Genomic DNA, 18,564 nt, shown 5'->3' with positions numbered 1-18,564 from the left:
GCTCAAATTAATCCCGCCTCGCGCCGGGCCTGCTCGCTCTGAGCGAAAGTCTGCATCCCTGCCTGCGCGCCGGTCTGCAACACACCGGGCAGCTGATGCATTTTGCCTTCGCGGATCAGGTTAGCGACCGCCGGCGTCGCCACCAGCACTTCAAACAGGCCAATGCGGCCACCGGCTTTGGCGGCGACTAAACGCTGCGCCAGCACCGCTTTCAGGCTGCCAGCCAGCTGCGTGCGCACGAGGTTTTTCTCCTCGGCCGGAAACACATCCACCAGCCGGTCCACCGCCTGCGTCGCGCCGCGCGTATGCAGCGTGGCCAGCACCAGATGGCCGGTCTCGGCAGCGGTCAGCGCCAGCCGGATGGTTTCGCTGTCGCGCAGCTCACCCAGCAGGATCACATCCGGATCTTCACGCAGCGCCGCTTTTAATCCGAGCTGAAACGAAGCGCAGTGCGCGCCGATTTCGCGCTGCTGAATCAGCGAACGCTGGCTGTGGTGGACGAACTCGATCGGATCTTCCAGCGTGATAATGTGGCGCGCCTGCTGACGATTGAGGCTATCCACCAGCGCCGCCAGCGTGGTGGATTTGCCGCTGCCGGTCGCGCCGGTGATGAGGATAAGCCCTTCCTCCAGCTGCAGCAGCGAGCGCACCACGTCCGGCAGCTGCAGGCGCGCTATATCCGGTGGCTGACTGGCAATCAGCCGCAGCGCCAGCGCCAGTCCGTGACGCTGGCGGAACAGATTGGCGCGCAGCCGGCTGCCGTTGCCGAGCGTGATGGCGAAATCGACGTGACCGCTGCTGGCTAACTCGCTGCGCTGCGCGGCGCTAAGCCACTGCTCGCTAAAGGCCTGCAGCCAGCGCTCAGGCAAGCTGTGCTGTTGCGGTATTGGCTCCAGCACGCCCTGCCGGCGCCAGTGCGGTAAATGTCCGCTGCAAAGGTGCAGATCGGCCGCATTATGCTTTACACTAAGCGCCACAACGTCATCCAAATCCATTTAACTTCTCCTGACTATGACTTCCATTGAGCACAACTTACAGCAAGTGCGCGAGCGGATCGCTGCTGCCGCCGCACGTTGCGGCCGCGCGCCAGAAGAAATTACGCTGCTTGCAGTGAGCAAAACCAAACCTGCGAGCGCTATCGCAGAAGCCATTGCCGCCGGACAGCGCGCCTTCGGTGAAAATTACGTGCAGGAAGGGGTTGAAAAAGTTGCCGAACTGGCCGCACATCCTGATCTGCAATGGCACTTTATCGGGCCGTTACAATCCAATAAAAGCCGTCTGGTGGCGGAAAACTTTGCCTGGTGCCATACCGTTGACCGTCTGCGTATCGCGCAGCGGCTGAACGATCAGCGTCCGGCCGCGCTGCCGCCGCTTAACGTGTTAATTCAGGTAAATATCAGTGACGAGCACAGCAAATCTGGCATCATGCTGGAGGCCGTCGCCGGGCTGGCGCAACAGATTGCCGCCCTGCCGCGTTTGCGCCTGCGTGGACTGATGGCGATTCCGGCGCCCGAGCAGGATTACGCGCGCCAGCTGGCGGTGTGCCAGCAGATGGCCAGCGCGTTTCGCGCCTTGCAACAGGACTATCCAGGTGTCGATACGCTTTCTCTGGGAATGAGCGACGATATGGATGCGGCGATTGCCGCAGGCAGTACGATGGTGCGCATCGGCACCGCGGTATTTGGCGCGCGGGATTATGCACGCCCTTCACAACAATAATTGAGGAACCTCATGTTAACACTGACGTTTTTAGTCAAAACGCTGATTGATCTGTACGTGATGGTGCTGCTGCTGCGCATCTGGATGCAGTGGTCACGCTGTGACTTTTACAATCCGCTGGCGCAGTTTGTCGTGAAGATCACCCAGCCGATTGTCAAACCGCTGCGTCGCATTTTGCCGGCGCTGGGACCGATTGACACCGCGTCGCTGCTGCTGGCATTCGTGCTGACCACGCTGAAATATCCGATTCTGCTGCTGATTCAGGTCGGGGTGTTCTCCGTCGATCCGACCAACCTGCTGGTGGGCCTGCTGTCACTGGTCAAATCCGCCGGTTATCTGGTGTTCTGGGTGATCATCATTCGCTCGCTGATGAGCTGGATCAGTCAGGGACGCGGTGCGATGGATTATGTGCTAATCCAGCTGACCGAACCGCTGATGGCACCGATTCGCCGTATTTTGCCGGCGATGGGCGGCATCGATTTCTCGGCGATGATCGTGATTCTGGTGCTGTATGCGCTGAACTTCCTCGGTATGGACCTGTTCCCGGGTCTCTGGTACCTGCTGTAATTCGTTAATCTGGAACTGTTATGCAAAAAGTTGTGCTCGCCACCGGTAATCCGGGCAAAGTACGTGAACTGGCCGATCTGTTAGCGGCCTTCGGCCTGGATATCGTGGCGCAAACCGAGCTGGGCGTAGAGTCTGCCGAAGAGACCGGGCTGACCTTTATCGAAAACGCCATCCTGAAAGCGCGTCACGCGGCGCAGATCACCGGCCTGCCGGCGATTGCTGATGACTCCGGGCTGGCGGTCGATGCGCTGGGCGGCGCGCCGGGCATTTACTCGGCGCGCTATGCCGGCGTTGATGCCAGCGACCAGCAGAATCTCGACAAACTGCTGCAGGCGCTGGAGCAGGTGCCGGACGGCGAGCGCCAGGCACAGTTCCACTGCGTACTGGTGTACGTGCGTCACGCCGCCGACCCGACGCCGCTGGTGTTCCACGGCAGCTGGGCCGGGGAGATTACCCGCGCGGCCGCCGGTGAAGGCGGTTTCGGTTATGATCCGATCTTCTACGTGCCGGCGCTGGGTAAAACCGCCGCCGAGCTAAGCAAGGATGAAAAGCGTGCCGTGTCGCACCGGGGTAAAGCATTGACGCTGCTGCTGGAAGCGATGCGCAATGCCTGAGTTACCACCGTTAAGCCTTTATATCCACATCCCGTGGTGCGTGCAGAAATGTCCGTACTGCGACTTCAACTCGCACGCGCTCAAAGGCGAAGTGCCGCATAGCGAGTATGTACAGCATCTGCTCAAGGATCTTGACCAGGATCTGCCGCTGACCGCCGGGCGCGAAGTGCGCACCATCTTTATCGGCGGCGGCACGCCCAGCCTGCTGAGCAGCGAGGCGATGCAGCAGCTGATGGACGGCGTGCGTGCGCGCCTGCCGCTGGCGGCGGACGCCGAAATCACCATGGAAGCCAATCCGGGCACGGTGGAAGCCGATCGCTTCAGCGGCTATCAGCGGGCGGGCATTAACCGGATTTCGATTGGCGTGCAGAGTTTCAGTCCGCAAAAGCTGACGCGCCTGGGCCGCATCCACGGTCCGGACGAGGCGGTCCGCGCGGCACAGCTGGCGGCCGGTCTCGGCCTGCGCAGCTTTAACCTCGACCTGATGCACGGCCTGCCGGATCAGTCGCTGGAAGAGGCGCTGGACGATTTGCGCCAGGCGATTGCCCTCAACCCGCCGCATCTGTCGTGGTATCAGCTGACCATTGAGCCCAACACGCTGTTTGGTTCACGCCCGCCGGTTTTGCCGGATGACGATGCGCTGTGGGATATCTTTGAGCAGGGTCATCAGCTGCTGAGCGCCGCAGGCTATCAGCAGTATGAAACCTCGGCCTACGCCAAACCGGGCTATCGCTGCGAGCATAACCTGAACTACTGGCGCTTCGGTGATTACCTCGGCATCGGCTGTGGCGCGCACGGCAAGCTGACGCAGCCGGACGGGCGCATCGTGCGCACGGTGAAAACCCGTCACCCGCGCGGTTTTATGAAGGGCAACTATCTGGATAAGCAGCATGACGTGCCGGACGAGGACAAGCCGTTCGAGTTCTTTATGAACCGTTTCCGCCTGCTGGAAGCCGCGCCGCGCGCCGACTTTCAGCGCTACACCGGGCTGGAAGAGGCAGTGATTCGCCCGCAGATCGACGCAGCCATCGCCGCCGGTTATGTGCAGGAGCAGCCAGAGCACTGGCAGATCACCGAAAAAGGCAAACTGTTCCTCAATTCGCTGCTGGAGCTGTTCATGTAAATTCAGCGGAGAAGGCGCGCACCTTTTCCGCTGGCAGCCGTGCTGTGCGGCACGGCTGCATCTGTTACGCTCAGGCGACCATCACCTCATTATTGATTAACAGCGTTGCGCTGTGGTCGGGACTCTCAAACACCTGCCACACTTTGCCACCGCTCTGCTGCGCCCCCTGCTGCTGCCACTGCTGATAAAATTGCGTGCTATCGCTGAGCTGCACCACGTCACCGGCATCACCATCAATCAGCCAGCTGCGCGTGCGCTCTGGCAGCAACACATCCTGATGCGCCTGCTGCAACAGCTGCTGCGCATCCAGCTGCAGCAGATTGTCTCCGGAGCCGGTGAGATCGATATGCTGCAGGCCGCTGATATGCTGCGTCAGCTGCTGATAATCAAGTTGCTGATGTTCTCCTTCCAGCACCAGCGCAGAGAAGCCCTGCAGCGGTTGTCCACTGTGCGCCGCCAGCCACTGCTGCACATCATTCAGATGCAGCTGCGCGCCCTCCTGTTCCTGCGTTTCCGGCAGCGTATGGTGCTGTACCAGGCTCTCGTCTTTGCCCCAGCGCACAGTATCAATAATCCAGCCGACATCGCGCTTCACCAGCACGTTCCAGCACAGCACTTTTTTATAGGTATCCGGATCTTCGCCCGAATGGACGTCAATATAGCCAATCTGCTGGCCCGCCGGAGCCTGCCAGCTAAAGGAGTTCAGGCCCTGCTCAGACCGGCTGGCGCCGCCGGGCTGCAGGTATTCGCGCCCCAGCAGCTCACCGCTGGGTGAAAAGATATCCACGTAGGTATCGCAATTGTGGAGATAGCCATAATTGAACTCCACGTAATTGGTGGCGCCAAAATCAAACTGCACGACCGAATGATCCAGCATCTCAATCGCTTTGCTTTCATAGCCATCCGGCCGGTTCATGATGCCGGTATAGAAACAGTTGTTGGTGGTGCCATGTTTCAGTTCGGTGACTTTCAACCCGCCGTACTGATACACACGGCCGGTTTGCCAGCTGGTATTGGCGCGACAGTTCCAGTTCTCTTCGCCAGAACTGTGCTTTACGCCAGAGTCATAGTTAATCGCCCAGTTGGGCGCATAGTCACTGACGTTACCCGCCACATCGACCGCTTTTACCGTAAAGTTGTTGCTGCCCGGCTGCATGTCGCGGTCCGGGGTAATCTGCCAGCGCCCATCGGCCCCCACCGTCGCGCTGCCGGCTGCCACGCCGTTCTGGTACAGCGTCACCTGACTGTAAGGCTCGGCCTGTCCGGAAAAATCGAGCCGCTTATCGTCGGTGGTCTGGCCCGGCAGCACCGGCTGGATGGTGCCGACGTCATCGATAGCCTGCAGGATGGTGGGCGTGTTGATACGGGTGTCGATGGTCAGCGTCCAGCTGTCGCTCCATTGACTGACGTTGCCGGCTTTATCGCTGCTGCGGCTGCGAAAACGCCAGTCGCCGTCCGGCAGCAGATCCTGCGGCGGTGTCCAGTGCCAGTGGCCGCTGCTGTCGACGGTGGCCGTACCGCCGACAATCCACTTTCCGCCCGGTGCGGCATACTGAATGCGCACCACGCTGCCGGGCTCGGCTTCGCCGTGCAGTTCCGGCCGGACATCATCGGTGGGTTTGCCGCGGCCAAACTGGCCCTGATACAGCCCGCGATTGTCGTCGTAATAGCTGAACGTCGGCGTTTCCGGGGTAAGCGTATCGAGATGAAAGGTCCACTTCGGCGACGGCTGACTGCGGTTGTCGGCGCGGTCCTCGGCCTGCGCCGTCAGGTTATAGGTTCCGTCCTGCGGCAGATCGAGTTGTGCCTGCCAGTTGCCCTGCGCATCGGCACGGACAGAGGCGAGAAGTTGGTTGCCATTATAGAGATAAACCAGCGCGTTGGCTTCGGCCTGCCCGCGTACCACCGGCTGATCATCGTTGGTATAGCCGTTACGGCGGATGCTGTTACCGTCCTCCACGCCGCCGGCAACGTGGTCTTCAATCGCTTCAATGATCGGTCTGGCGGGCGGATGGGTATCGATATTGTAATCCACGCGCGTGGGTGCGCTGTGATTGCCGGCGGCATCCACGGCGGTGAAGGTGAGCTGGTATTCACCATCGGCCATCGGCTGCGGCGGCATCCACTCGAAGTGGCCATTGATCACCGGCACGTGTAGCGGATTGCCACCGTTAACCGTCACGATGACTTCAACGGCGTCCGGCGTTTGTACCGTTCCCTGCCAGCGTTTTTGCGGATCGTTGTACCAGCCGCGTTCGGCAACGATAACCACAGGGGGTGATAAAACCGGGTGTGAACTGGAAGCAGAGGTGTCAGAAAATAACATAAAATTTCCTTAAAAATTAATAAGTTAAATAGGCTGAATGCCCGTTGATATAGTTATTAATGCGGAAATTTTGTCGTTATCAGATTCGTCCCGAATATAAGACAACCCGTTAAATCATGGCTTAAAAGTTGCGGGGATAAAAAAGGCGCCACTGTTCAGAAGAACAATGACGCCGTGATGTTCCGTGCATTCAGCGGCAACGCGGCTGGCTTAGCCCTTTACGTTCTGCATCAGCGTCTTGCGCTGGCTCTCCAGTGCGGTCACCCGGTTACACACTTCATGACCGAAGTTCTGGAAATCCTGCTCCTGATTGTTCCATTCAGTCTGAATCGACTGCTGTAGCCCGCCGAGGTTGCCCATCAGCGCCTGTAGCGGATTGCTGCCGCTGGCGGCCTGTTTGGTACCCATCTCGTTCAGGCTATCCTGCAACACCCCGCCCAGCGTGCTCTGCACCAGCTTCTCGCCGTCGGCGCGCACCTGCTCAATGGCCTGATGGTGGAAGGTCAGGCCATCCGGGCGATGCTCGATGATGCGGTTCATCTGCTGCCTGAGCTGGCCGTTCAGCGTGGTCAGGCGATTGCGCACATTGCTGTCCGCCCCGAGTTTTTCGACGATCACTTTATCCAGCGCCACGCGGCCCCGCTCCAGACGGGTGGTTGCGCCGCTGTCGACCCACGGCAGATCGCGACGCAGCGCGTTCTGGTAGTCAATCGCCTGCTGGCGCGTGGCGTTATCGACGCTCACCGCCTTGCCGTTGAACTGCACATCGCCCTGCGGCGTGATTTCAAGGTTGCCGTTGCTGCCCACCACCTGCACGCTCTGGGGTTTGATGATCACATCATCCTTTGGATTGACGCTGCACTGATAGTCAGCATGCGCCTGAGCTGCCGCCAGCAGCAGCGCGGCGAGAAGAGCCTTACGAACCATGAAATCTCCTGCAGATGTGAATAGTCTGATAAGCGGTGGCATTGTGCTGCGTCTGGCGATGCGCAATAAATTGCGCCGCTACGAAAGGTGCATTGGACAAGCGAATCAACCAACACGCACTGAATGTGTAGCGGCGCGATTCATCGCGCGAAGTTATCGCCAGTGGTGATACTTAGTCCCACCAAACGTCGAAGAGTTCAGTGACCTGAATATCGGCGAGATTTTTCTTTTCCAGCCAGTTACGCACCAGCTCGCGGTGCGCGTCGGTGCATTTGCCGGTCTGCTGCAGACACACCAGCCCTTCCCACACCAGATAGCCGCTGCCGTCATAGGCCAGACCATTCGGATCGATCACCTCATTGATGAACTGATCGAGCGTGGCATCCACCTCTTCCTCACTGGTGCCTTCGGCAAAACGCCAGGCAACAGAGAAGCCCAGCTCCTGAAACTCATCAACATGCAACTTTTTACGTAAACGGCGGCTACGTTTTACAGCCATTATTTCACCCTCTCAAACATCAGATCCCATACGCCATGGCCCAGTCGCTGCCCGCGCTGCTCAAATTTGGTTAACGGACGCGTTTCCGGACGCGGCACGTAATTCTGGCTCTCCGACTGATTGCTGTAGCCATCGATGCTGCTCATCACTTCCAGCATGTGCGTGGCGTACTCTTCCCAGTCGGTCGCCATGTGGAACACGCCGCCCAGCTTCAGCTTGCGCAGCACCAGCTCGGCAAACGGTACCTGGACGATGCGGCGCTTGTTGTGGCGCGCCTTATGCCATGGATCCGGGAAAAACAGCTGCACCATGCGCAGCGAATTGTCCGGCACCATGTTTTCCAGCACTTCCACCGCGTCGTGACACATCACGCGCAGATTCTGCACGCCTGCCTCTTTGGCCGAGGCCAGACAGGCACCGACACCCGGCGCATGCACTTCAATGCCGAGGAAGTTCTGATGCGGATTGTTCTGCGCCATGGTCACCAGCGAGGCGCCCATGCCAAAACCAATCTCCAGCACCAGCGGCGCTTCGCGGCCAAACAGCGCAACCATGTCCAGCGGCTGCGGCTGATACTCGACGCCCATCTCCGGCCAGTAATTGTCGAGCGCGAGCTGCTGTCCTTTCGTTAAGCGCCCCTGGCGGCGCACAAAACTGCGGATACGGCGTAAAGGCCGCCCGTTCTCATCAAATTCCGGGGTGATGACGTCATTAATCATGTTGAAACCTGCTGGTTAGCCTGTTCAGGGAAACGGGCATTATGCAAAGTTAAGTAACAGAAGCAAGCCTTTGCAATCTTCCGGTTTACACCCTGATGTCTCTGTGCTGGAATTCCTGCCTGATTGTAGAGTAAACACGGAAAATTTCCTTCTTATGATGCAGGCGCCGCAGTTCGCGCAACAGGTGCTGGAGTGGTATCAACGCTTTGGCCGTAAAACTCTGCCGTGGCAGTTGGAGAAAACGCCCTATAAGGTGTGGCTCTCCGAAGTGATGCTGCAGCAGACGCAGGTTGCCACCGTTATTCCCTATTTCGAACGCTTTATGGCGCGCTTCCCCACGGTTGCTGACCTGGCCGCCGCGCCGCTTGATGAAGTGCTGCATCTGTGGACCGGCCTCGGCTATTACGCACGGGCGCGTAACCTGCACAAGGCGGCTAAACAGGTGGTTGAGCTGCACGGCGGCGTATTCCCGCCTCATTTCGATGACGTCGCGGCGCTGCCGGGCGTCGGCCGCTCCACGGCGGGCGCGATTCTGTCGCTGTCGCTCGGCCTGCATTTCCCGATCCTCGACGGCAACGTAAAACGCGTTCTGGCGCGCTGCTATGCAGTGAGCGGCTGGCCGGGCAAAAAAGAGGTGGAGAAGCGGCTGTGGCAGATCAGTGAAGACGTCACGCCAGCGGAAGGCGTCAGCCAGTTCAATCAGGCGATGATGGATCTCGGCGCGTTAGTGTGTACTCGCTCCCGCCCGAAATGCGACATCTGCCCGCTGAATAGCGGCTGCGCGGCTTATGCACAAGGCAACTGGGCTGATTATCCCGGTAAGAAACCGAAAGTCACGCTGCCAGAGCGCAGCGGCTGGTTCCTGATGCTGCAGCACGGCGACGAGGTGTTTCTGGAACAGCGTCCGCCGGTGGGTTTGTGGGGCGGCCTGTTCTGCTTCCCGCAGTTCACCAGTGAGCAAGCGCTGACTGACTGGCTGGCGGCGCGCGGCATCCACGCGAAACCGCAGCAGCTTACCGCGTTCCGCCACACCTTCAGCCATTTCCACTTAGATATTGTGCCTATGTGGCTGGCGTGGCCTTCCTCCGGGTCGCTGATGGATGAAGCCGGCGGTCTCTGGTATAACTTAGCGCAACCACCGTCAGTGGGGCTGGCCGCGCCGGTAGAGCGCCTGCTGCATGAGCTGCGCCATCCCCGGCAGCTTCAACTGCGAACCAGTTTGACCGAAGAGGAAGAGTAATGAGCCGCACCATTTTTTGTACTTATCTGCAACGCGACGCTGAAGGCCAGGACTTTCAGCTCTATCCTGGCGAACTGGGTAAGCGCATCTACAATGAGATTTCCAAAGAAGCCTGGCAGCAGTGGATGTCTAAGCAGACCATGTTGATCAACGAGAAGAAGCTCAACATGATGAACCCGGAAGATCGCAAAGTGCTGGAGAAGGAGATGGTGAATTTCCTGTTCGAAGGCAAAGATGTGCACATTGAAGGTTACACCCCGCCAGAAAAATAAACGTTCAGGGCCTCCCTTTGAGGCCCTCTTTTTCGAGTCAGGCACGCATTCACAATGAATAAAAAACTGATAGCACTGCTGGTCATCGCACCCCTGTTAGTCTCCTGCTCCGGACAAAAAAAATCGCAGTACCATGAAGAGTGGGTTAAGGACACCAACGGTTTTGACATTCTGATGGGGCAATTTGCCGCCAACATCGAGAATATCTGGGGAATCAATGAGGTTCTGATCGCCGGACCCAAGGACTACGTCAAATACAGCGATAACTATTACACCCGCAGTCACATCAACTTCGACAGCGGTAGCATCACCATTGAGACCATTTCCGGCACCGATCCGATGGCCAGCCTGCGTCAGGCCATCATCACCACGCTGTTGATTGGTGACGATCCGGGCAACGTCGATCTCTACTCCGACGCCAACGATATTCAGATCAGTAAAGAGCCGCTGCTGTACGGCCAGGTGCTGGATAACACCGGTCAGCCGATCCGCTGGCAGGGACGCGCCGGTAACTTTGCTGATTACCTGATCCAGAACAAACTGCAGAAACGCACCTCCGGGCTGCACGTTATCTGGTCGGTGACCATTCCGATGGTGCCTAACCACCTCGACAAACGTGCGCATAAATATCTGCCGCTGGTGCGCAAAGCCGCCGAACAGTATGGCGTTGATGCCTCGCTGATTCTGGCGATCATGCAGACCGAATCGAGCTTCAACCCTTATGCGGTAAGCAACGCCGATGCGCTGGGTCTGATGCAGGTGGTGCAGCATACTGCCGGGGTCGATGTGTTCCGCATGAAGGGCAAATGGGGTAAACCGAGCCGCAGCTATCTGCTCGATCCGGCCAATAACATTGATGCCGGTACCGCATATCTGTCGCTGCTGCAGAAGAGCTATCTCGGCGGGATTCAGGATCCGCTGTCGCGCCGTTACGCAGTGATCACCGCTTATAACGGCGGGGCGGGCAGCGTGCTGCGCGTGTTCTCCAGCGATAAAGACCGCGCCTTCGCCACCATCAACGGCATGTCACCGAGCCAGGTGTATCAGACGCTGACCACCAACCATCCGTCGGCCGAGTCGCGCCGCTATCTGTACAAAGTGAGCCAGGCACAGCGCAGCTACCACCGTTATTGATTCGCGCTCATCGCCACCTTCTCCCGCCTGCGGGAGAAGGTGCCGTGCGGTAGGGAACAGCCCCCTCCTACAACATCATATTCGCCACTAACCGCTTGTGCCCGCTGTCATCCTCCTCGGTGTAAACCCCCTGCAACTCCGGTGAAAAGCCCGGCAGCAGATTGATACCCGCTTCCAGCGCGAGGAAATAGCGTTGCACTGCCCCGCCCCAGGTTTCGCCTGGCACCACGCACAGCACACCCGGCGGATACGGCAGCGCCCCCTCGGCGGCAATGCGCCCTTCGGCGCTGGCGATCGGCACCAGCTCAACGTCACCGCGAATATACGCCTGATGCGCATCCTGCGGATTGACCTCGACTTTCGGGAAACACGCCTGGCGGAACATGTCGCGCTGCAGATCCTTAACGTCGTAGCTGACGTACAAATCGTGCATCTCCTGGCACAGGCGACGCAGCGTGTAGCCCTGATAGCGCTCGACGTGCCTGCGATACACGCTCGGCAGCACTTCGGCCAGCAGCGCATCTTCCCGCACGTGCTGTTCAAACTGCTCCAGCATCGCCACCAGGTGTGCCATTTTTTCCGGCGTTTCCGCTGGGGTCAGCAGGAACAGGATTGAGTTAAGATCGCACTTCTCCGGTACGATACCGTTCTCGCGCAGATAGTTGGCGAGAATGGTGGCCGGAATGCCAAAGCGGGTGTATTCGCCGCTGGTGGCATCGATGCCTGGCGTGGTGAGCAGCAGTTTGCACGGGTCCACCAGATACTGTCCGGCATCGTAACCGGCAAAACCGTGCCACTTCGCGCCCGGTTCGAAGCTGAAATACGCCGGATCGGCGGCGATGGTGGCGGTTTCTGCCGCCTGCCATGGCTTGCCGTACACCTGCTCCGGCAGGAAGGGCTGAATCAGGCTGCAGCGCTCAAGGATCGCTTTGCGTGCCTCAATGCCCAGCGTGACGCAGTCGTGCCACATGCTGCGCCCCGCTTCGCCCTGATGCATTCTGGCGTTGATATCCAGCGCAGCGAACAGCGGATAGAACGGGCTGGTTGAGGCGTGCAGCATAAACGCGTTGTTCAGCCGCTTGTGTGGGCAGAAACGTTTCTGGCCGCGAATATGGTTATCTTTCTTGTGAATCTGCGAAGTCTGCGAGAAGCCCGCCAGCTGCTTATGCACCGACTGGGTGACAAAAATCCCCGGATCGTTCTCATTGAGCTCCAGCGTCAGCGGCGAGCAGCCGGCCATTAGCGGAATAAACTGCTCATAACCCAGCCATGCCGAATCAAACAGAATGTAGTCACACAGATGCCCGATGCGATCCACCACCTGGCGCGCGTTGTATACCGTGCCATCGTAGGTACCAAGCTGGATGATCGCCAGCCGGAACGGACGCGGCTGATCCGCGCGCTGTGGCGTGACCTGGCGCACCTGCTCGCGCAGATACGTCTCGTCGAAACAGTGCGCATCGATGCCGCCAATAAAGCCAAACGGGTTACGCGCCGCTTCCAGATAAACCGGCGTGGCGCCTGCCTGGATCAGCGCACCGTGGTGGTTAGATTTATGGTTATTGCGGTCAAACAGCACCAGATCGCCGCGCGTCAGCAGCGCATTGGTCACCACTTTGTTGGCGCTGGAGGTGCCGTTCAGCACGAAGTAGGTTTTATCGGCGTTGAACACGCGCGCGGCATATTTCTGCGCATCCTTGGCCGAGCCTTCGTGGATCAGTAAATCGCCCAGCTTGACGTCCGCGTTACACATATCGGAGCGAAAGACGTTCTCGCCGTAGAACTCATAAAACTGACGTCCGGCCGGATGGCGGCGGAAAAACGCCCCGCCCTGATGGCCCGGACAGGCAAAGGTGCTGTTCTGCATATCGACATAGCGCGTCAGGGTGTCGAAAAACGGCGGCAGCAGTTCCGCCTCGTACGCCTGCGCCGCCTGCTCCAGCGCCTGCCACTCTTCCGCTGCGCCGTTGATCTCTCCGGTCACGCCCGGCAGCGTCAGCACCGCGTCATCAAAGGCGTTCGCGACAAACACCGGCAGATTGAAGCCAGTCTGGCGCAGCAAAGTCAGCACGCCGCTGCGTGTATCGGCCAGAGAGACCACTACCGCGGCTACGTCGGTGAAATCGGTATTATCCAGCGTCACCACGTCGCGCGCGGTGTTGAGACTCAGGCTTGGCGCTACCGCTACGCTGGCAGCAATTTTCAATGGGTTCATAACACAAATCCCCGTAATGAAGGATGAGTGGGTGCCAGTGGCACAGCAATGAGGAAATTTCCCCGGCGAATAACGTCCGGCGGCCGCAACCGATAGACATCAGTAAAGCCAGATCGCGTCTGTCTTTACTCATATCCAACAGCGAACGGGGCGTAGCCTCACCGCATGGTGAGCGGGAAATGCGAACAACAGATGACAGAGGCGCGCTTGTCATGAAGCGCACGGCGACAAGTGCAGATGTGCATTGTACCGGACATGGCGGCGTCCTCAGCGATGAAGATGGGGAATAAATTCGGGCGACATGATGGCATCTTTTTTTCCCGCGAACAACCAATCAGGGCGGAATTTTGATGCAGAACGCCAATGCGCTACTTCATTGATTTACATGAATAATAGTTAAGGCGTCTATTTTTAACTGCCTGAATAGTCGAAGATTACGCAAAGTTATGCAGAATGTAACACCGGTGCGATAGCGACCGCCTGCCGCGCCCATCCGCCTGGCACTCCCTGCGGCAGAAGCGTACTATGGAGCGCACTTCTCCCAACCAGCCGGAGGCTGCATGTTCAAGGCACTGGTCATTGAAAATGATGAACAGGGATACCGCACATCCCTGCAGGATCTGTCAGAGCAACAATTGCCCGATCAGGATGTTACCCTCGAAGTAAGCTACTCCACCCTCAACTACAAAGACGCGCTGGCCATCTGCAATAAAGGGCCGATTGTGCGCCAGTTTCCCATGGTGCCGGGCATCGATTTTGTTGGCCGGGTGATCCACAGCCGTCATCCGGAGTGGCAGCAGGACGATGTTGCGCTGCTCACCGGCTGGGGCGTGGGTGAAAAACACTGGGGCGGGCTGGCGCAGAAAGCCAGCGTCTCCGGCGACTGGCTGGTCAAGGTTCCGGCGGCGCTCAGCCCGCTGCAAACCATGGCGATTGGCACCGCCGGCTTTACCGCGATGCTGTGCGTGCTGGCGCTGGAAAAACAGGGCATCACACCGCAGCACGGTCCGGTACTGGTTACCGGTGCCAGCGGCGGCGTGGGCAGCTTCAGCGTGAGCCTGCTGGCACGTCTCGGCTATGAGGTCGTGGCATCCAGCGGCCGCGCCAGCGACAGCGCCTACCTGCTCGATACGCTCGGCGCCTCCGCGATTATCGACCGTAACGAACTGAGCGCGCCCGGCAAACCGCTGGCGAAAGAGCGCTGGGCAGCCGCGATCGATAGCGTCGGCAGCCACACGCTGGCCAATGTGTTAGCCGGGATCCAGCGCGACGGCGTGGTCGCCGCCTGCGGCATGGCGCAGGGCCTCGATCTGCCCACCAGCGTCGCGCCGTTTATTCTGCGCGGCGTTACGCTGGCCGGCGTGGACAGCGTGATGTGCGCCAAACCGCTGCGTCAGCAGGCGTGGCAGCGTCTGGCGGAGCTGGTTGACGGCGCGCTGCTGGAGCAGATGACCAAAGTGATTCCACTGAGCGAGGCGCGCACAGGCGCAGAACAGCTGCTGGCGGGCCAGGTGCGTGGGCGGCTGATTGTCGATTGCCGCCAGGCGCCCTGACCCGGTGCAGGGTGCAGTTATGGCCGCAGCTGTATCTGCGGCCGATCCTGCGCTGGCGGCGTAACCACCTGCAGGTCGGCCTGATACCAGCGCGTCAGGATCGGTTCGGTCATCACCGCGTGCGGTGCGCCCTGCGCCACCAGCTGGCCGTGGTGTAACAATAACACCCGATCCGACCACAGTGAGGCCAGATTCAAATCGTGCAGCACCGCGCAGACGCTAAAATGGCCATTGCGCGTCAGCCGGTGCAGCAGGCGCAGAGTGGACTGCTGCCAGTAGAGATCGAGCGCGGAGGTGGGTTCATCCAGCAGCAGCCAGCCGCGCGGGCCGTCGTCATGCCACAGCTGCGCCAGCACCCGGGCCAGCTGCACGCGCTGCTGTTCCCCGCCCGACAGCGAGCGATAGTCGCGCTGCGCCAGCGGCGCGCTGCCGGTTAACTGCATCACCTCCTGCACCACCGCCTGGCAGTTACCGGTCGGCCAGGGTGCGCGCCCCATCGCCACCACGTCGGCAGCCGGCAGCGGAAAGGTGACGCTGTTTTGCTGGCGCATCACCGCGCGGCGCTGCGCCAGCGGTTCGCGTGGCCAGGCCGCCAGTGGACGATCGCCCAGCCAGCATTCGCCAGCGTCCGCGTGCAGAAAGCCGGTCAGCAGCCGCAGCAGCGTCGACTTACCGGCACCGTTAGGACCGATCAGGGCAACCATCTCGCCTGGCGGCAGCGTCAGGGAAACATCATCGATTAAGGTACGCGTTCCCTGGCAAAACCGCAGTCCGCGCGCCTGCAACTGCTCACTCATTCAGCCCCCTTTGCTGGCGCAGAATCTGCCACAGGAACCACGGCCCGCCCAGCAGACTGGTTAGCAGCCCGACCGGCATTTCGGCCGGAATCACCACGGTGCGCGCCAGCGTATCCGCCAGCAACAGCAGAATCGCTCCCGCCAGCGCTGCGCCCGGCAGCAGCCAGCGGTGGTCACTGCCGAGACAAAAACGCATCACGTGCGGCACCACCAGCCCGACAAAACCGATAATGCCGCTGACCGCCACCGCCGTGCCCACCAGCAGCGCACTCAGCACCAACAGCTGGCGCTGCGTGCGTTTAACATCGACGCCCATATAGTGCGCGTCCTCTTCGCCCAGCTGCAGCAGATTGAGGCGACGCGCGCGCGTCTGTACCAGCAGCAGCGCCGGAACAATCATCAGCGCGCACACCAGCAGGCTCGGCCACTGGGCACCCGTCAGGCTGCCCATGCCCCACAGCGACAGCTGACGCAGCTGCTGGTCGTTGCTCAGCCACGACAGCACGCCAACCGCCGCGCCGCATAGCGCATTAATCGCAATGCCCACCAGCAGCAGGCGCGCCAGCTGGCCCTGCGCCAGCCGGCTAAAGCTGAAGATCAGCAGCGTTACTACCAGGCTGCCGGCAAACGCTGCCAGCGAGGGCAGCCACAGCGCCAGCAGCGGCGGCAGGCTGAGCGGCAACACCACTGAGAGCGCCACCGCCAGCCCGGCACCGCTGCTGATACCCAGCAGTCCGGGATCGGCCAGCGGATTACGAAACAGCCCCTGCATCACCGCGCCGGACACCGCCAGCGCCATGCCAGTCAGCACCGCCAGCAATACGCGCGGCAGGCGAATTGTGAGCCAGATTTGCCAGGCCAGATCGCTAAGCGGCGCCTGCCACAGCGTGCGCAGCGACAGCGGCATCGCGCCGAGGTTGGCCGCCAGCAGCATGCACACCAGCATGCTGATACTCATTAACATCAGCCAGCGCATCATCAGGCGGTTAATCATGCTGCACGGCTTCCGCCGCATGGCGCAGGCGCAAAATCGCGTCCGGCGTATCGAGGCCGAAACTCAGCAGCGCCATCTCATCAATCACCAGCAGCGCGTGATGCTGGCCGGCCGGCGTGAGCTGCAGGCCCGGCAGCGCCCACACCGCCTGTTCGCCTCCCAGCGTGCGCAGCCCTTCTTCGCCGACCACCACCAAATCCGGTGCTGCCGCCACGACGCCCTCCTGCGACAGCTGCTGATAATGCGGCACCGCGCCCATGGCATTAACCAGGCCGGCAGCGCGAATTGCGCCGTCAGCGCCGGTCTGCGCACCAGCCGCCTGGGTGCGTAAACCGCCGTGCGCCATGATAAACAGCACTTTCACCGGCAGCGGCTGCTGCGGTAGCTGCGCACGCTGTTTGTTGACCTTGTCGATCAACGCGCGGGCCGCCTGTTCACGCTGCAGCGCTTTGCCAATAGTGGCGATTTTGTCCGTGATGGCATCGAGGCGGTTATCCCCACTGACCTCCACCACCGTTACCCCGGCGTCCGCCACCTGCTGCAACACCAGCGATGGTTTAGCCAGCGCGCTGGCCAGTACCAGCGTCGGTTTCAGTGCCAGAATGCCTTCCGCGTTGAGCTGGCGCATATAGCCGATATCCGGCAGCCTGGTGGCCGCCGCCGGATGCTGGCTGGTGCTGTCGCGTGCCACCAGCTGCGCCTGCGCATCCAGCGCATAGACGATCTGCGTTACATCGCCCCCGATAGTAATGATGCGCTGCGCCGCCCACGCCGGCAGCGTCAGCAGAGCAAGCAGTGTCAGGATCAGCGCTTTCATGCGGCGGCTCCTGTCGGCGTCAGCGCCATCACCTGCTCGCGCCAGCGTGCCTGTTCCGGCGTGCCCTCGCTGCGCTGGCCGTACAGCTGGGCAATCTGCGTGCCATCGGCAGCGAACAGCTCCAGACTGGTGACGAAGCCATCGCCGCCCGGCTTGCGCGTCACCCAGCTCTCGTGAATGCGATCCGCCATCAGATGCAGCGTGAATGTGGGGTTAAAAACGTTAATCCAGTTATCCAGCGGCACCACTTTCCCGATAGTGCCGGTAAAGATCTGGGTACAGCCGCGATTGCCGACGAAGATCATGATTTCATTGCCATCCTGCTGTACCTGGGCCAGCAGCGTTGCCAGCGCGGTGTTGCTCACCTGACGCGCTAAATCATCCGGCACCGCGCGAAACGCCTGCGGCCGCGAGAGATGGTGACGCTTCAGCAGGCCAAAGAACTGATGCACATCGGTCATGGCACGCCACTCCGCTTCGACAGTGCCGGCATCCACCCTGTCGCTGAACGGCGTGGCGCTGACCGGCTGCGGCTGCAGCTGAGGCGCGTGCGCCAGCCGGAAGCGCTCAATCAATGCCTGCCACGCCGGCATCTCCGTTTGCGCGGTGGTGTAGATTTTCAGCACCGCATCAGCGTGACGATCGAAAATCTGTATGCTCTGTCGTTCGCCGTGCGCGGTCTGCTCGCGCAGGAAGAAAGCACTGTGCCACTGCGCGGGAAACAGACGCTGGTCGAGCGCACGCGGATTAAGCACCAGCCCGCCATGTTCGCCGAGATGCAGATTGCTGTAGGTTCCCACCTGTTCGTGCACCGCCCAGGCATTGCGCGTAATACTTTTGGTCTCACCCACTGCCGCCAGCGCCGTCAGCAGCGCCGGAAAATCGGCGCGCAGCGGCTGCGCGTCGTGGCCCACGCGCGCTTCGCACAGCTGTGCTTCCCCTATGCCCATCAGCGCGGCTAAATCACGCGCGTACATTTTTGGCTGCTGGCCTTTCAGCGCCAGATAGTGTTGATAGCGTTGATGCATTGCGCTTGCTCCCGTGAAAA

The 18,564-nt window shown here is 60.3% G+C and carries 18 protein-coding genes; 8 read left to right on the top strand and 10 right to left on the bottom strand.

Translation table 11 applies throughout. From position 1 onward, the window contains the following. Positions 1-2 precede the first annotated feature (2 nt). Entirely contained in the window at positions 3-995 is a 993-nt protein-coding gene (locus AC6I8P_RS03755) for a type IV pilus twitching motility protein PilT (RefSeq protein ID WP_264250730.1), read from the bottom strand. 16 nt (positions 996-1,011) lie between these two features. On the opposite strand from AC6I8P_RS03755, the gene AC6I8P_RS03750 reads away from it, so the two are divergent. Genes AC6I8P_RS03750 through hemW form a run of 4 tightly spaced genes read left to right on the top strand, consistent with a single transcriptional unit; the run spans position 1,012 to position 4,023 of the window. After that, positions 1,012-1,719, top strand: coding sequence for a YggS family pyridoxal phosphate-dependent enzyme (locus AC6I8P_RS03750; RefSeq protein WP_021506627.1), 708 nt, complete (start codon positions 1,012-1,014; stop codon positions 1,717-1,719). A 12-nt stretch (positions 1,720-1,731) separates the two neighbouring features. Next, entirely contained in the window at positions 1,732-2,286 is a 555-nt protein-coding gene (locus tag AC6I8P_RS03745; RefSeq protein WP_021506626.1) for a YggT family protein, read from the top strand. Between the two features lie 20 nt (positions 2,287-2,306). Continuing rightward, positions 2,307-2,900: an XTP/dITP diphosphatase gene (locus AC6I8P_RS03740; RefSeq protein ID WP_059011651.1), complete on the top strand. Its 594-nt coding sequence runs from the start codon at positions 2,307-2,309 to the stop codon at positions 2,898-2,900. After that, positions 2,893-4,023, top strand: a complete 1,131-nt coding sequence (hemW, locus tag AC6I8P_RS03735; RefSeq protein WP_104093690.1) for a radical SAM family heme chaperone HemW — start codon at positions 2,893-2,895, stop codon at positions 4,021-4,023. The genes AC6I8P_RS03740 and hemW overlap by 8 nt, the downstream gene beginning before the upstream one ends. A gap of 70 nt (positions 4,024-4,093) precedes the next feature. Here the strand turns inward: hemW and AC6I8P_RS03730 are convergent, their stop codons facing one another. From AC6I8P_RS03730 to trmB, 4 genes are all read right to left on the bottom strand, one after another. After that, complete coding sequence (locus AC6I8P_RS03730) at positions 4,094-6,349, bottom strand: Ig-like domain-containing protein (RefSeq protein WP_498030985.1); 2,256 nt, start codon at positions 6,347-6,349, stop codon at positions 4,094-4,096. Between the two features lie 210 nt (positions 6,350-6,559). After that, positions 6,560-7,276 (bottom strand): YggN family protein, encoded by a 717-nt coding sequence (locus tag AC6I8P_RS03725; protein WP_264250721.1) that lies wholly within the window; start codon positions 7,274-7,276, stop codon positions 6,560-6,562. Positions 7,277-7,448: 172 nt separating this feature from the next. Beyond that, positions 7,449-7,775 carry a YggL family protein gene (locus tag AC6I8P_RS03720; RefSeq protein WP_021313105.1) on the bottom strand — a complete coding sequence of 109 codons (327 nt, stop codon included), beginning with the start codon at positions 7,773-7,775 and terminating at the stop codon, positions 7,449-7,451. After that, positions 7,775-8,494, bottom strand: a complete 720-nt coding sequence (gene trmB / locus AC6I8P_RS03715; RefSeq protein WP_021506621.1) for a tRNA (guanosine(46)-N7)-methyltransferase TrmB — start codon at positions 8,492-8,494, stop codon at positions 7,775-7,777. The genes AC6I8P_RS03720 and trmB overlap by 1 nt, the downstream gene beginning before the upstream one ends. A 154-nt stretch (positions 8,495-8,648) precedes the next feature. On the opposite strand from trmB, the gene mutY reads away from it, so the two are divergent. The 3 genes from mutY to mltC are packed head-to-tail and all read left to right on the top strand — an operon-like array spanning position 8,649 to position 11,140. Continuing rightward, the gene (mutY, locus tag AC6I8P_RS03710) at positions 8,649-9,734 is read left to right on the top strand and encodes an A/G-specific adenine glycosylase (protein WP_159377883.1); all 1,086 of its coding nucleotides are present in this window, start codon (positions 8,649-8,651) and stop codon (positions 9,732-9,734) included. Further along, complete coding sequence (locus AC6I8P_RS03705) at positions 9,734-10,006, top strand: oxidative damage protection protein (protein WP_010617014.1); 273 nt, start codon at positions 9,734-9,736, stop codon at positions 10,004-10,006. The genes mutY and AC6I8P_RS03705 overlap by 1 nt, the downstream gene beginning before the upstream one ends. A 54-nt stretch (positions 10,007-10,060) precedes the next feature. After that, on the top strand, positions 10,061-11,140 hold the full coding sequence (gene mltC, locus AC6I8P_RS03700; RefSeq protein WP_021506619.1) for a membrane-bound lytic murein transglycosylase MltC: 1,080 nt from the start codon (positions 10,061-10,063) through the stop codon (positions 11,138-11,140). Positions 11,141-11,207: 67 nt separating this feature from the next. Here the strand turns inward: mltC and AC6I8P_RS03695 are convergent, their stop codons facing one another. Next, positions 11,208-13,355 carry an ornithine decarboxylase gene (locus tag AC6I8P_RS03695; RefSeq protein WP_498030984.1) on the bottom strand — a complete coding sequence of 716 codons (2,148 nt, stop codon included), beginning with the start codon at positions 13,353-13,355 and terminating at the stop codon, positions 11,208-11,210. Between the two features lie 560 nt (positions 13,356-13,915). On the opposite strand from AC6I8P_RS03695, the gene acuI reads away from it, so the two are divergent. Then, the gene (acuI, locus tag AC6I8P_RS03690; RefSeq protein WP_238561553.1) at positions 13,916-14,908 is read left to right on the top strand and encodes an acrylyl-CoA reductase (NADPH); all 993 of its coding nucleotides are present in this window, start codon (positions 13,916-13,918) and stop codon (positions 14,906-14,908) included. 17 nt (positions 14,909-14,925) lie between these two features. Here the strand turns inward: acuI and AC6I8P_RS03685 are convergent, their stop codons facing one another. From AC6I8P_RS03685 to AC6I8P_RS03670, 4 genes are read right to left on the bottom strand one after another with little or no spacing between them, the layout of a single operon-like run. Beyond that, positions 14,926-15,705: a heme ABC transporter ATP-binding protein gene (locus AC6I8P_RS03685; protein ID WP_349844216.1), complete on the bottom strand. Its 780-nt coding sequence runs from the start codon at positions 15,703-15,705 to the stop codon at positions 14,926-14,928. Then, positions 15,698-16,699, bottom strand: coding sequence for a FecCD family ABC transporter permease (locus AC6I8P_RS03680; protein ID WP_498030983.1), 1,002 nt, complete (start codon positions 16,697-16,699; stop codon positions 15,698-15,700). The genes AC6I8P_RS03685 and AC6I8P_RS03680 overlap by 8 nt, the downstream gene beginning before the upstream one ends. Then, positions 16,692-17,516 (bottom strand): heme/hemin ABC transporter substrate-binding protein, encoded by an 825-nt coding sequence (locus tag AC6I8P_RS03675; RefSeq protein WP_498030982.1) that lies wholly within the window; start codon positions 17,514-17,516, stop codon positions 16,692-16,694. The genes AC6I8P_RS03680 and AC6I8P_RS03675 overlap by 8 nt, the downstream gene beginning before the upstream one ends. Continuing rightward, positions 17,513-18,544 carry a hemin-degrading factor gene (locus AC6I8P_RS03670; RefSeq protein ID WP_132464503.1) on the bottom strand — a complete coding sequence of 344 codons (1,032 nt, stop codon included), beginning with the start codon at positions 18,542-18,544 and terminating at the stop codon, positions 17,513-17,515. The genes AC6I8P_RS03675 and AC6I8P_RS03670 overlap by 4 nt, the downstream gene beginning before the upstream one ends. Positions 18,545-18,564 lie beyond the last annotated feature (20 nt).

It is taken from the genome of gamma proteobacterium symbiont of Lampromicra miyakona (assembly GCF_059730895.1).
Note: the sequence above shows the minus strand (reverse complement) of the source record. Positions and strands in the feature narration are given on the sequence as shown.